This window comes from Labrys sp. KB_33_2 (assembly GCF_052114505.1).
Lineage (GTDB): Bacteria > Pseudomonadota > Alphaproteobacteria > Rhizobiales > Labraceae > Labrys.
The window spans coordinates 18,457-32,173 of sequence record NZ_JBFREW010000006.1 but is presented as its reverse complement, the minus strand read 5'-3'; the positions used below and the strand labels follow the sequence as shown (position 1 = coordinate 32,173).

Below are 13,717 nucleotides of genomic sequence, written 5' to 3'. Positions count from 1 at the left end.
ACGCTATCGGCTAGGTCGCCAGATGGCGATCATAGCGCGTACCGAGGCTGGTGAGTATCTCGTAGCCGATGGTACCTGCGCGGCGAGCCACCTCGTCGACCGGTAGGTGAGGCCCGATCAGTTCGACCCAATCGCCTCGTTTCACCGCCCCTGATGGCAGCTCCGTTACATCGATCGCCGTCATGTCCATCGAGATGCGTCCGGCGATCAGGCAGTATTTGCCGGCGACAGCAGCCACGGCCGTGTCGAAATCGTCGGAGGAGGACCCCGAGCGCAGATAGCCATCGGCATAACCGATTGCCACCATGGCGATGCGGGCGGGCTGCCGGCTCGTCCAGGTTGCGCCATATCCGACATGTTCGCCCGGCAGGACGTCACGAACTTGCAGGACCTGGGCGGAGAGGGTGATCACCGGCCGCATCGGATTGGACTGACCTGGCTGGGGATTGGAACCATACAGTGCGACGCCTGGGCGCAGCAGATCATAACCGATATCCGCCGGCAGGAAGGTGCCGTAGGAGTTGCAGAGCGAGGCGGGTACATCCGGATAAAGCGATTTGACCTCGGCAAAGGCCTCGAACTGCCTGGCATTGAGCGGGTGCTCGGGCGTATCGGCGCAGGCAAGGTGGCTCATCAGCAAGGAGGGCCTGAACAGCTCTCCCTCCGCCACCAGGGCATGGGCCTCGTCCACGCGCAGTCCGAGCCGGGACATGCCCGTATCCACGTGCAGGGCAGCGCCTCCCTGCCAGCCGGTGGCGGAGGCGAATGCGGACCATTCGCGCAATTCCTCGCGCGATCCCAAGGCCGGCCTCAGACCATTCTCGGCGAACCTGTCGCCATGGCCGGGCGCAAGGCCGCTCAGAACATAGATCGTCGCCTCCGGGGCCAGCCTGCGCACACGAATGCCCTCGTCGATCTGGGCCACGAAGAAGGTGCGGCATCCGGCCCGGCTGAACGCCGGCACGACATTGTCGATACCCAGGCCGTAGCCATCGGCTTTCACCACGGCCGCACATTCGGCCTTCGGCCGTTGCTGCCCGCAGCGCCGCCAATTGGCGGCGAGGGCGTCGGTATCGATGGTCAGGCGGGCATAGACGGGAGGCAGGGAATCGGTCATGCGCGGACCATAGGGCTGACTTGAATTCGACGGAAGGCCCTGAGCAGCTTCCTCCTGGTCGAGCCACGGGAACGACCAGGAGGAAGCGGCAAGAGACCAAACATTTGCAGAATTTTCTGGCGACGCCCATCGGCGGGCCTCACCAGAAAATTCTGCTTGTGGCAAAGATTGCCGCCGACCAAAAGGTTGTGGCCTATTCGCCGGTCTGGATCGGCAGATGATCGGTGCGGGCGAGATTGCCGAAACGCGTGACGTCGGCGTCGAATTGCACCTTGACCGTACCGGTCGGGCCATGACGCTGCTTGCCGATGATCACTTCAGCGACACCGGCCAGGCTTTCCATCTCCGCCTGCCATTTGAAGAACTCCTCGGTGCCTTCCTTGGGCATCTTGTTCTTCACGTAATATTCCTCACGGAACACGAACATCACCACGTCGGCGTCCTGCTCGATCGAGCCGGATTCACGCAGATCCGAGAGCTGCGGGCGCTTGTCGTCACGCGATTCCACCTGACGCGAGAGCTGAGACAGGCCAATGAGCGGCACATTCAGCTCCTTGGCCAGCGCCTTGAGGCCCGTCGTGATCTCGGTGATTTCCTGCACGCGGTTCTCGCTGCCCTTCTTGCCCGAACCGGTGAGGAGCTGGATGTAGTCGACGATCAGGAGGTCGAGGCCGCGCTGGCGCTTCAAGCGGCGTGCGCGCGCCACGAGCTGGGCGATGGAAATGCCGCCACTGTCGTCGATATAGAGCGGCGTCGCCTGCATGTCCTGGCTGGCGGTGACCAGGCGGCTGAACTCGTCCTCCGAAAGATCGCCACGGCGGATCTTGTAGGAAGGCACGTTGGCCTGCTCGGCCACGACACGGGTGGCGAGCTGTTCGGCGGACATTTCCAGCGAGAAGAAGCCGACCGAACCGCCATCGATGGTCTTGCGTGAACCGTCCGGCAGGATCTCGAACTGGTAGTTCTTGGCGATGTTGTAGGCGATATTGGTGGCAAGCGAGGTCTTGCCCATGCCGGGACGACCGGCAAGAACGATGAGGTCGGACGGCTGCAGGCCGCCCATCATCCTGTCGAGATCGTCAAGCCCGGAGGCAAGCCCCGACAATTGGCCGTCGCGCTGATATGCGGCGGAGGCCATGTCGATGGCATCCTTCAACGCATCCGAGAAGGTCGAGAACCCACCTTCGTTGCGTCCCGTCTCGGCCAAGGCGAACAGACGGCGTTCCGCCTCCTCGATCTGGTCGCCCGGCGTCATGTCCACAGGGGCGTCATAGGCGACGTTGACCAATTCCTCGCCGACCTGGATCAGGGACCGCCGAAGCGCGAGATCATAGATGATCTGGCCATAATCGGCCGCATTGATGACCGTGGTAGCCTCAGTCGCCAAGCGGATGAGATATTGCTGGGTGGTGAGCCCGCCAATGTCCTGGTCCGGCCCGAGGAAGGTCTTCAGCGTGATGGGCGTTGCCATCTTGCCGGCACGCACGAGGCTTGAGGCGAGCTCGTAGATCTTGCGATGGAAGGGGTCGAAGAAATGCTCTGGCAGCAGGAAGTCGGAGACCCGGTAGAACGCTTCGTTGTTGACCAGGATCGCGCCCAGCAAGGCCTGTTCGGCCTCGACATTGCTGGGGGCTTGCCGAAAGGTTGCGGCTTGGCCGGTCTCGAGCTTGTGTACGGTGGCTTCGACAGGTGTGGACATCAGGCTCTGCGGATCATGATTCGTCGGGGGGCAAGCTTAGCACGCCCACTCGTCCGCTTGGCCTCCGATCGGCAATTCACAATGATTCACAGTCGCACAAAATAAAAGCCGGGCGACGGGCGCCCGGCTCTTGATCGTATCGAGTAACCGAGACTCAGACCTCGGGCTGCTCGCCGGTGCCGGGAACGCCGGGGATCTCGATATCCTCGGGATTCTCGAAGGTCTCCTCGTCGTCCTGCTGGACGAGCACGTCCTCGCCACGAATCTGGCGCTCGGCTTCCTGAGGCGAGCGCGCGATGTTGGTGGTGACGGTGACTTCGACTTCCGGGTGCAGATGGACGAGCACCTTGTGCAGGCCGATGGTCTTGATCGGCGTGTTCAGCACGAACTGCGAACGCTCGACGGTGAAGCCGCCGGCGGTTGAGGCCTCGGCAAGGTCGCGGGCAGTGACCGAACCGTAGAGCTGACCGGTTTCGCCAGCCTGGCGGATCAGGGTGAAGGTCTGGCCATCGAGCTTGGCAGCAACGGCCTCGGCTTCCTTCTTGAGCTCGAGATTGCGGGCTTCGAGCTGCACGCGCTCCTTCTCGAAGCGCTCCTTGTTGGCCTTGGTGGCGCGCAGGGCCTTGTTGTTCGGCAGGAGGAAGTTGCGGGCATAGCCGTCCTTCACCTTGACCGTCTCGCCCATCTGGCCGAGCTTGGAAACGCGCTCCAGCAAAATGACTTCCATGTTTGTCTCCTTTGTTCGTCTATTGAGGGGTACTGGGGGTATTGGAGCGGCCGCCAAAGCGACCGCGCAGATTGAAGAAAGTCTCGACGAGGCCGAGCACGATTATCAGCGGCAGCGCGATCCAGGACAGGAACACGCACAGCAGATAGGCCAGGGCCAGGATCAGCGGCCGCATGGCGCCGCCGCGGGTAAGGAAATGCACCGCAGCGAAACCCTGGATCAGGAAGGCGCCGAGCAGCGCCGCCAACAGCAACTGCCCCGCAAAGCCGACTGCGCCGGGAAGCAGTGACAGCGCACAGGACACAGCCAGAAGGCCCATCGACCAGATCGGAAGGTGCAATTGCGCGGCGATGTCGGGCCAGGGCCGCGGCAGCCGGCCCGAGATCCGGGCGATGCGGGCCGACAGCCACAGACCGCCGAGATTTGAAACCGTGGTGACCAGGGCCGTGAACGGGAGAAGCACAACGCTGAAGACCCGCAGGAAAGCCTCCGGGTCCATGCCATCCTGTGCGGGGATGGGCTGATCCTTCGCCAGCCCCATCATGATGCGATAGGCCTGCGTGATTTCATTGCGGAGATTGGCGAGCGCCTGTTCGTGGGTGGAGCCCAGCGCGAGCATCGCAAACAACGTGCCCGTCATGCTCAGCACGGCGGCGACAATGGCCAGACTGCCGAGCGAAATATGGCGCCGCTCCGCCGTGGCGTCGCCGAACCCGGCAATAGCGAGATAGGCAAGGCCCCAGGCAGGCAGTGCCCGAGAGACGCCAAATTGCAGAGCCAATCGGAAGGGAGAGAATTCAGGTGCATTCGAGGGGAGGGCCGAGGCGGCAATCACCAGCAGCACCATCGCGGAGATGGCCGCAGCAAGGCCGGCGCGAGACCCCCAGCACAACGTGACCAAGGTAATGGGCAGCGCGGCGAATATGGACAGCAAAATGCCGAAGCCCGAGCCGCTCGCGGGGGCAAGCACCAGAATGGCTGCGGCAAGGCCGGCACCTAGGCCTATGAGGATATCGCGTTGCATTGTCGAGCTGTCCCGCTGTCGCGGTTAGAGGCCTTGCGGTGAAGACCCCAGCCATGGCCGGATCATCCGGCTGACTGTCGTTGGAGATAGGCGGCGAGGCACGAGAGAAAGTGCAATTTAGATAAATCGCACTTTCTCTGTATCTTTTGACGCATTTTCTTAATCGAAAAGTCTATCAACTTTTCTGGAAAATACTTTAAGAGCGCCTCGCCGCAAACGCATCAGCCGATCACGTAGGGCAGCAGGCCCAGGAAGCGGGCGCGCTTGATGGCCTGAGCCAATTCACGCTGCTTCTTGGCCGAAACGGCCGTGATACGGGAAGGCACGATCTTGCCGCGCTCGGAAATGTAGCGCTGCAGGAGCTTGACGTCCTTGTAGTCGATCTTCGGCGCATTCGGGCCCGAGAACGGGCAGGTCTTGCGGCGGCGGAAGAAGGGCCGGCGTCCAGGTGTGGTAGCCATGATCATTCTTCTCCCTGCGGCTGCTCTTCAGAAGCGCCTTCGAAGCGCTCACGGCGCGGAGGGCGATCATTGCCGCCAGAGCGGGGGCCGCCACGGCCGCCACCGAAGCCGAAGCCACGGTCGTCGTCACGACGCTCGTCGCGGTCGGACTTGCGCAGCATGGCCGACTGGCCTTCCTCGAGCTCGTCGACGGAAAGGGTCAGGAAGCGCAGGATGTCTTCGGAGATCGACATCTGACGCTCGACTTCCGCCACGGCCGCATGCGGCGCGGTGATGTTCAGCAGCGTGAAGTGAGCCTTGCGGTTCTTCTTGATGCGATACTGCAGGGACTTGACGCCCCAATATTCGGTCTTGCCTACGGTGCCGCCATGCGCTTCGATCACACCCTTGAACTGGGCGGTCAGCGCTTCGACCTGCTGGGAGGTCACGTCTTGGCGAGCCAGGAAGACATGCTCGTAATTCGGCATGAGATGGCCTGTCTTTTGGTTACAACGCGTCGTGGTTGTCACGTTCGCCTGGCGCGAAGCCCCTCGTGACCCGGCAGGCCGTCGAGGAATGTCTTAAGAGGGCGAAGACACGGGATGCAGGAACCCTGGGGCTCCACTGCGCAAGCGCAGTCATCCGTTCAGCCTCCGGCCGAAGCGAAGCCGGGTGCATACAGAGTTTGCCGCATCAGCGCAAGGAATAAGTTGTCTATACCAGACGCAGGCCGCCGTCGCATTCGATCACGGGGCCAGTGACGTAACCGTTCTCGACCAGGAATTGAACGGCAGGGGTATCGGCGATACCGATGCCGGTCTTGCCCGGCTGATTTCCCAATTCGAGCGCCTCTACGGACAAGACGCGGCTCGAACCGCTTGATGCAATCAGGTCCGCTCGGGTTTCAAGATCGAGGCGAGTACGGCGATCGCCAATGTCGCAAAGGTAATCGTCATGGTCAGCACATTGTCGAACTCGCCGACGAGACGTTCATAGAAAATCACGGCGCCGATAAAAATCAGCAATATCGCCAGGGCGACCTTCAGATAGCGAAACGTGGCGATAAGCGCGTCAATGACGAAGTATAGCGCCCGCAGCCCGAGAATGGCGAAGATGTTGGATGTGTAGACGATGAAGGGGTCCTGGGTCTGCGACAGGACTGCCGGCACGCTGTCCACGGCGAAGACGATATCCGCCACATTGACCACCGCAAAGGCCGCGAACAGAGGCGTCGCATGCAGGACGGGCCTTTCGCCGCCAGGCTTTGGCAGACGAACGAAGAAATGCTCGCCGGTGATCTTCGTCGTCATGCGCAGATGACGCATGAACCATGCAATCGCCCGATTCTGGTCGAGATCGACCTGTTCGTCCATGCTACGAAGCATGCGCAGCCCGGTCACGATCAGAAAGAGGCCGAACAGATAGAACACCCAGGCAAATCGCGCCACGATCGCCGCGCCGAGGCCGACGAAGATGGCCCGCAGGACAATGGCGACGACGATTCCCCAGAAAAGCACCCGATGCTGATATTGGCGAGGTACGCCGAAAAAGGCGAAGATCACCGACATTACAAAGACATTGTCGATCGAAAGTGATTGTTCCAGCGCGTAAGCCGTAAAGAACAGCGAGCCTTTCTCTGGCCCGAAATACAGCCATGCGCCGCAGCCGAACAGGGCGGCAAGGACGGCATAGGCCGTCGTCAAGGCGACCGATTGGCCAAGCGACAGGACCGGAATGCGGCGATTGAGATAACCCAGGTCGAAGATGAAAATGGCGGTAATGGACGATGCGAAGATCGCCCAGAACCAAGGCGGCGCTCCCAGCATGTCACCGGACGCCAGAGATAGTGCCGACCATTCCATGGATCGCGCGCTCGTTTTCGACTTCCGGCTCGGCGATGTGGGTGGTTCGAGCAGTGTTGGTGCCCGTGAGGGGACCTGTCAACCGCCAAACGCCCTCATCGGGAGCGTGCGGCAGCCAGCGTGCCGGCCTGGAAGTTCTTGTGGGCACCCGAACCGGAGAGAGAAAATATTCTAGCGCCGATGGTATGTGGCGATATGATGACACTCCTTCAGTAGAGAATCCGAGCAGCGTTGGCTTCATCACCTCCTATATCTTCCGGCAATCCGATCACCCCGCAGCAGAAGCGGCTGGCCTTCGGTGTGCACCTGTTTACGGCCAGCGGTGTGCTGTGGGGGTTTCTTGCCCTCATAGCGGCTGTCCAACATGATTGGCGCACGATGTTCGCCTGGCTGGCGCTCGCCTTGTTCGTGGATGGCATCGACGGCACGATTGCCCGCAAGATCAACATCACCGAAGCTTCGCCCCGCTGGTCGGGCGTCGCTCTCGATCTGATCATCGACTATCTTACCTATGTCATCGTCCCGGCCTATGCCCTCTACAGTTCGGGCATGCTCGGCGGTTCGAACAATGTGCTCAACCTCATCGCCATGGCGGTGATTCTTCTCACCAGCGCGATGTATTTCGCCGACAACGAGATGAAGACGGAGGATGCCTGGTTCAAAGGCTTCCCGGCCGTATGGAACCTGATCGTATTCTATTTCTTCCTGCTCAGCCCGGCCCAGCCGACGATCCTGTCCATGACCCTCATCTTCCTGGCGGTGCTGGCGCTCGGTCTGATGACCTTCGCATCCTTCGTGTTCGTGCATCCACTGCGCGTGACCAAGCTTCGTTTGCCCACGCTGGCCTTGCTGGTGGCATGGTCGGTGCTGGCGATTGTGGCGATCTGGGAAAATGTCGACCCGGCACACTGGGTCACCTGGGCGCTTTGCATCATCGGTGTTTATTTCCTGATCCTCGGATATTTCCGCACGGCACCGATTCATGATCGCAGGGCGGAGTAATGCCCGCAGCAGGGGCGCCCTTGTCAACGCCGACAGCCCTGGACATCATCCCCGACATCGGCAACATCGTCAGGCGTGCTCACACCGGATTACAGTTGCAAGCGCCCGAAAGGCGACCCACCGTTTCATGACTTGATTTCAACGATAGGTATTTGCCATGCCCGCAGCCATTCGCGTTCATCAGACCGGCGGCCCCGAGGTTCTCACCTATGAGGAGATCGCCACACCGCTGCCCGCAGTCGGCGAGGTCCTGATCCGTCAGCATGCCTGCGGCGTAAACTATATCGACACCTATTATCGTTCGGGCCTCTACAAGGCGCCGTCTCTGCCCTTCACTCTTGGCGCAGAGGGCGCCGGAGAGGTGGTCGCGGTCGGCGACGGGGTGACCGAATTCAAGCCTGGTGACCGCGTGGCCTATGCCGGCGCCAATGGCAGCTATGCATCGGAACGCACCTATCCGGCCGATAGGCTCGTCCCGCTGCCAGAGGCGATTTCCTATGAGCAGGCAGCCGGCATGATGCTCAAGGGCATGACAGCGCAATATCTGATCCGGCGTACCTTCAAGGTTGCGACCGGCCAGACCGTGCTGGTGCATGCGGCCGCGGGCGGCGTCGGGCTGATCCTGTGCCAATGGGCCAAGGCGCTAGGCGCCACCGTGATCGGCACCGTTGGCTCGGAAGAAAAGGCCGCCCTGGCCCGCGCCAATGGCGCAGACCACACAATTCTCTACCGCGACGAGGATTGGGTGAAGCGTGTCGCCGAAATCACCGATGGCCACAAATGCGACGTGGTCTACGACGGCGTGGGCAAGGATACCTATCCCGGCTCGCTCGACTGCCTGAAGCCGCTCGGCATGTGGGTTTCATTCGGTAATGCCTCCGGCCCGGTCGAGCCGGTTCCCATGCTGGTCCTGTCCCAGAAGGGCTCGCTCTTCGCCACCCGCCCGACGCTGGGAACTTATGTCGCCGAACGCGCCGATCTTCTGGCCACGGCCCATGACCTGTTCGAGACGGTCGCCTCCGGCAAGGTGAACATCCCGGTCAACCAGCGTTATGCACTCAAGGATGCCCGCAAGGCGCATGAGGACCTGGAAGGGCGGGGGACGACGGGATCGTCGATCCTGTTGCCCTAGAGCAAAGCACGTTTAAGTGTAACCGCTCGCCTGGGCTAAGCCTTTGTTTCAACGTGTCTTTGCGATTCCCGCGGCTTCCGTCAAATCGCAAGGCGCTCTAGCCGGTAAATTTGTCACGCAACTCCCATAGCGGTAGCGAATGGCTGAGGACATCTACGACCCGCAATTCGTAAAAGGCGTCTTCGATCGCTGTTCCGATAAATATATCGCGTTCAGCACTTGGTGTTCGCTCGGCTTTACCGAACGCTGGCGCCGGCAATGCGTCGAGGCGCTGCCGGCACCGGCGGCATCCGCCGCGACGGGCTACGACCTCATGGCCGGCACTGGAGAGGTCTGGCCCCATCTTCTGAAGCGCCACCCCGCCATCGGCGGCATCGTTGCCGTCGATATTTCCACGGGCATGCACCATCGCGCCATGACCCGTCTCCATGCGCATCGAGCCCATAAGATCTCCTTCATCGAGGACGACGTCCTCTCCAGCAACTTGCCCGATGGCAGCGCCGATTTCGTGATTTCAACCTTCGGGCTGAAGACGTTCAACCCGGTCCAGCATCGCAAGCTCGCGGCCTTGATCGCCCGCTGTCTCAAGCCGGGAGGCAGTTTCTCGCTGATCGAGGCTTCCGATCCCAAGGGATGGTGGCTACGCCCGCTCTATCGGTTTCATTTGAGAGCCGTGCTGCCCATGATCGAACGCTTCCTTCTGAAAGGGGCTCAGGATTTTGCGATGATCGGAACCTACAGTGCCAATTTCGGAGATGCCTCCGCCTTCGCCCGCATGCTGGAAGCGGAAGGCCTGCAGGTGGAGTATCGGAAATTCTTCTATGGATGCGCGACCGGGGTGTGCGGGCGAAGGCCTACATGAGCGGGTGCCTCACGCCTGCCATGTTTTTCGGCTCCACAGCATTGGGTAAGAGTCACGAATAACCCTTTGAAAGACAAATCGAAGAATGCTGTTGGCACCCGAAGCGCCAGGGTGGTGCCGGGGGGCGGAATGGGCTAAAGCGTTTTGCGATTTAATGGAATCACTGAGAATCGCCGTAGCGTTTTGTGATTTGAATGGATCACTTCAAATCGCAAAGATGCGTTGAAACAAAGAGCTGGAGCGAATTGGCGTTCACGCTTGAACGCACTTTGCTCTAGGACGCGTCGAGAACGAAAAGCGTGAGCAAGGAGCGTATTCCCAATACGCGTCGTGCTCACGAGGACGCCGCAGAATCGGTTTGAGGCCGTGCATTGACTGACGAAAACGACAAGAGGCCGGAAGACGGGGAACCGTCCGACATCCGCTCGACTTCCATCACCGACGAGATGAGGCGCAGCTATCTCGATTACGCCATGAGCGTGATCGTGAGCCGTGCTTTGCCGGACGTGCGTGACGGCCTGAAGCCGGTCCATCGGCGCATCGTGCATTCGATGTACGAGAACAACCACACGCCCGATCGCAAATACGTCAAGTCGGCCAATATCGTCGGCGCCGTGATGGGTCAGTACCATCCACATGGCGACCAATCGATCTACGACGCCCTGGTCCGCATGGCCCAGCCCTTCTCGATGCGCCTGATGCTGGTGGACGGGCAGGGCAATTTCGGCTCGGTGGACGGCGATCCGCCGGCGGCCATGCGCTACACCGAGTCGCGTATGTCGAAAGCCGCCGTGGCGATGATCGACGACATCGACAAGGACACGGTCGACTTCCAGGAAAACTATGACGGCACTAAATCGGAGCCGACGGTCCTGCCGGCGCGCTTTCCCAATCTTCTGGTTAATGGCGCCGGCGGCATCGCCGTCGGCATGGCCACCAACATTCCGCCCCACAATCTCGGCGAGGTGATCGACGGCTGTCTGGCCTATATCGAGAATCCGGCCATCACCATCGACGAGTTGATGGAGTTGATCCCGGGGCCGGACTTCCCGACCGCCGCCAACATCGTCGGCCGTTCGGGCATCCGCTCGGCCTACAACACCGGGCGCGGCTCGATCATCATGCGCGCCAGCGCCACGATCGAGGAAATCCGCAAGGATCGCGACGCCATCATCGTCACCGCCATTCCCTATCAGGTGAACAAGGCGACCCTGCAGGAGCGTATCGCTGAACTCGTGCGCGAGAAGCGGATCGAGGGTATCGCCGAGGTGCGCGACGAGTCCGACCGCCAGGGCATGCGCCTGGTGGTCGAACTCAAGCGCGACGCCGTCGGCGAGGTGGTGTTGAACCAGCTCTATCGTTTCACCTCGCTGCAGACCAGCTTCGGGGCGAACATGGTGGCGCTGAATGGCGGCCGGCCCGAACTGCTCAACCTCAAGGACATGATCTCGGCCTTCGTCGATTTCCGCGAAGTCGTGATCAGTCGCCGCACCAAATATCTGCTGAACAAGGCGCGCGACAGTGCCCATATCCTGTGCGGCCTTGCCACCGCGGTCGCCAATATCGACGAGGTCATCCGTATCATCCGCACCAGTCCGGACCCGAACTCGGCCCGGGAAGCCCTGATGGGGCGTGACTGGCCGACGGGCGACATCGCTCCCCTGATCCTGCTGGTCGACGATCCCAAGCATCCGATGAACCCGGATGGGAGCTATCGCCTGTCGGATGCACAGGCTCGTGCCATCCTCGAACTGCGCCTTGCACGCCTGACGGCTCTCGGGCGCGACGAGATCGGCGACAGGCTGCAGTCGCTGGCCAACGAGATCCGCGATTATCTCGATATCCTGCGTTCGCGCGAGCGTATCATGACGATCGCCCGCACGGAGCTCGAGGAAATCAGGACGGCCCACGCCACGCCGCGCAGGACAGAGATTCTCGATTCGGATGCCGATTTCGAGGACGAGGACCTGATCCAGCGCGAGGACATGGTGGTGACCGTGTCCCATGCCGGCTATGTCAAGCGCGTGCCGCTCTCCACCTATCGAGCGCAGCATCGCGGCGGCAAGGGCCGCTCCGGCATGCAGACCAAGGAAGAAGATTTCGTCACCTATCTGTTCGTGGCGAATACCCATACGCCGGTGCTGTTCTTCTCCTCCAAAGGTCGCGTCTATAAGGAGAAGGTCTGGCGCCTGCCCTTGGCAGCGCCCCAGGCACGCGGCAAGGCCTTCATCAACCTGCTGCCGATTGAGGCGGACGAGCGCATCACCTCGATCATGCCGCTGCCCGAAGACGAGAACCAGTGGGCGACGCTGCACATCATGTTCGCCACCTCATCCGGCACGGTGCGCCGCAACGACCTTTCGGACTTCGTCCAGGTCAACCGCGCCGGCAAGATCGCGATGAAGCTGGAGGAGGGTGAGCAGATCCGGGACGTCTCGATCTGCACCGAGGCCAACGACGTGCTGCTCACCACAGCACTGGGCCAGTGCATCCGCTTCCCTGTGCCTGATGTACGCGTGTTCAAGGGACGTGACTCCATGGGCGTGCGCGGCATCAGGCTGGAGGGCGAGGACACCGTCATCGCCATGGACATCATCGCCCATCGCGAGATTTCCCCCGAAGAACGGTCCGCCTATTTCAAGATGCGACGTGCCGTGGCCGGAGAAACCGAAAACGGCGACAATGGCGTCGAGGATGCGGAGGAAACGGGCGAAGCCTCGGTGGAGATCTCCACCGAGCGTTACGCCCAGCTCTCGGCCGAAGAGCAGTTCATTCTCACCATTTCCGAGAATGGCTATGGCAAGCGCAGCTCATCCTATGAATATCGCATCACCGGCCGCGGCGGCAAAGGTATCGTGGCCATGGCCGTCAACCAGCGCAACGGCAAGCTGGTGTCCTCTTATGCCATCGAACACAGCGACCAGATCATGCTGGTGACCGATGGCGGGCAGCTCATCCGCTGCCCGGTCGAGGGTATCCGCATCGTTGGGCGTGGCTCGCAGGGCGTCATCGTCTTCAATACGGCCGAGGGCGAGAAGGTCGTCTCGGTCGAGCGCGTCAGTGACGAAGGCGGCGACGAGGAAGAGGAAGGCGGCGAGGAATAAGGCCTCACCAAAAAAAGCGGCACCCGTGAGGGTGCCGTTTGTAAGTTCCGATAAGGCCTTGCAATCGGCCGAACCGGCGGTCTTGGAGGAGGGAAGCTGTCGTATCCCACGCCGAAAGCAGGGGCGCGACAGCGAATTCGATATCAGTGGGAGAGCTTGACCTTGACCAGTGTGGTCTGGTTGGCGCCCTCGAAAACCTGGACCAGTGTCACCGGCGGCATTGCCTGCTCGATAGCGGCATTGCCAGCGCAGGCGGCGATCACCGAATTCTTGCCGCAATTGGCGGCGAGAGACGCGACGTTCAACCGGTCACCACGGCTCGCAGCAACCTGTTGGGGCTGCATGCGGGCCACGTCCAGAAGAGAAGCGGCAGCGAGGGCGAAGAGGCTTGCACCGATTGCCAGGGCCGGGCGAAGGGTTGTCATAGCCATGCATCCTATCAGCTCAGGTATGTCTCAACCTTGTTTGATCACTTATGACCTATTAACCATGATGCGGCCGTGACTCGCCGTGCGCTTTCGCACACGCCGTCCTTGCGGCCCCGGCAGTGCGGGGGAGGGTGCGAAGGAAATGACAAGAGCGAGAGCCATGAGCATCAACCGTTTTTGGGCTAGATTTGCCCGCTAGACTGCAAATTCCGAGGCATTTCGCTTGACGTAGTTCGTGCCTCAGTCAATGCGCGGCCAGCCAGAAAGTTCCCTGGGCGAACGACCATGACGATGATTTTTCAAAGTTCCGGCAAGCCGGC

Annotated in this window: 12 protein-coding genes and 1 pseudogene; 4 read left to right on the top strand and 9 right to left on the bottom strand. The window is 61.2% G+C overall.

What is annotated here, in order from left to right; all coding sequences use genetic code 11:
- Positions 1 to 10: 10 nt before the first annotated feature.
- The 8 genes and pseudogenes from alr to AB4037_RS12380 form a co-directional block, all read right to left on the bottom strand.
- The gene (alr, locus tag AB4037_RS12415; RefSeq protein WP_434956434.1) at positions 11 to 1,117 is read right to left on the bottom strand and encodes an alanine racemase; all 1,107 of its coding nucleotides are present in this window, start codon (positions 1,115 to 1,117) and stop codon (positions 11 to 13) included.
- A 193-nt stretch (positions 1,118 to 1,310) separates the two neighbouring features.
- Complete coding sequence (locus AB4037_RS12410) at positions 1,311 to 2,816, bottom strand: replicative DNA helicase (RefSeq protein ID WP_441771721.1); 1,506 nt, start codon at positions 2,814 to 2,816, stop codon at positions 1,311 to 1,313.
- 232 nt (positions 2,817 to 3,048) lie between these two features.
- Positions 3,049 to 3,543 (bottom strand): annotated as a pseudogene (gene rplI, locus AB4037_RS12405) (50S ribosomal protein L9); the annotation flags it as partial.
- Positions 3,544 to 3,562: 19 nt separating this feature from the next.
- Positions 3,563 to 4,567, bottom strand: coding sequence for a DUF2232 domain-containing protein (locus AB4037_RS12400; RefSeq protein WP_441771720.1), 1,005 nt, complete (start codon positions 4,565 to 4,567; stop codon positions 3,563 to 3,565).
- Positions 4,568 to 4,788: 221 nt separating this feature from the next.
- Complete coding sequence (rpsR, locus tag AB4037_RS12395) at positions 4,789 to 5,028, bottom strand: 30S ribosomal protein S18 (protein WP_434956431.1); 240 nt, start codon at positions 5,026 to 5,028, stop codon at positions 4,789 to 4,791.
- Positions 5,029 to 5,030: 2 nt separating this feature from the next.
- Positions 5,031 to 5,495 (bottom strand): 30S ribosomal protein S6, encoded by a 465-nt coding sequence (rpsF, locus tag AB4037_RS12390; protein ID WP_434956430.1) that lies wholly within the window; start codon positions 5,493 to 5,495, stop codon positions 5,031 to 5,033.
- A gap of 226 nt (positions 5,496 to 5,721) precedes the next feature.
- A complete protein-coding gene (locus AB4037_RS12385; RefSeq protein ID WP_434956429.1) occupies positions 5,722 to 5,868 on the bottom strand; it encodes a hypothetical protein in 147 nt (48 codons plus the stop codon).
- A gap of 26 nt (positions 5,869 to 5,894) precedes the next feature.
- A complete protein-coding gene (locus AB4037_RS12380) occupies positions 5,895 to 6,869 on the bottom strand; it encodes a TerC/Alx family metal homeostasis membrane protein (RefSeq protein WP_441771719.1) in 975 nt (324 codons plus the stop codon).
- A gap of 231 nt (positions 6,870 to 7,100) precedes the next feature.
- Between AB4037_RS12380 and AB4037_RS12375 the strand changes: the two genes are divergently transcribed.
- The 4 genes from AB4037_RS12375 to gyrA all read left to right on the top strand — a co-directional run bounded on the left by AB4037_RS12375 (position 7,101) and on the right by gyrA (position 12,969).
- Positions 7,101 to 7,871, top strand: a complete 771-nt coding sequence (locus AB4037_RS12375) for a CDP-alcohol phosphatidyltransferase family protein (RefSeq protein WP_441771718.1) — start codon at positions 7,101 to 7,103, stop codon at positions 7,869 to 7,871.
- Between the two features lie 157 nt (positions 7,872 to 8,028).
- Entirely contained in the window at positions 8,029 to 9,003 is a 975-nt protein-coding gene (locus AB4037_RS12370) for a quinone oxidoreductase family protein (RefSeq protein WP_441771717.1), read from the top strand.
- Between the two features lie 139 nt (positions 9,004 to 9,142).
- Positions 9,143 to 9,865, top strand: a complete 723-nt coding sequence (locus AB4037_RS12365; RefSeq protein ID WP_441771716.1) for a class I SAM-dependent methyltransferase — start codon at positions 9,143 to 9,145, stop codon at positions 9,863 to 9,865.
- Positions 9,866 to 10,311: 446 nt separating this feature from the next.
- A complete protein-coding gene (gene gyrA / locus AB4037_RS12360; protein WP_441771912.1) occupies positions 10,312 to 12,969 on the top strand; it encodes a DNA gyrase subunit A in 2,658 nt (885 codons plus the stop codon).
- Positions 12,970 to 13,112: 143 nt separating this feature from the next.
- Here the strand turns inward: gyrA and AB4037_RS12355 are convergent, their stop codons facing one another.
- Entirely contained in the window at positions 13,113 to 13,394 is a 282-nt protein-coding gene (locus AB4037_RS12355) for a hypothetical protein (protein ID WP_434956424.1), read from the bottom strand.
- Between the last annotated feature and the right edge of the window lie 323 nt (positions 13,395 to 13,717).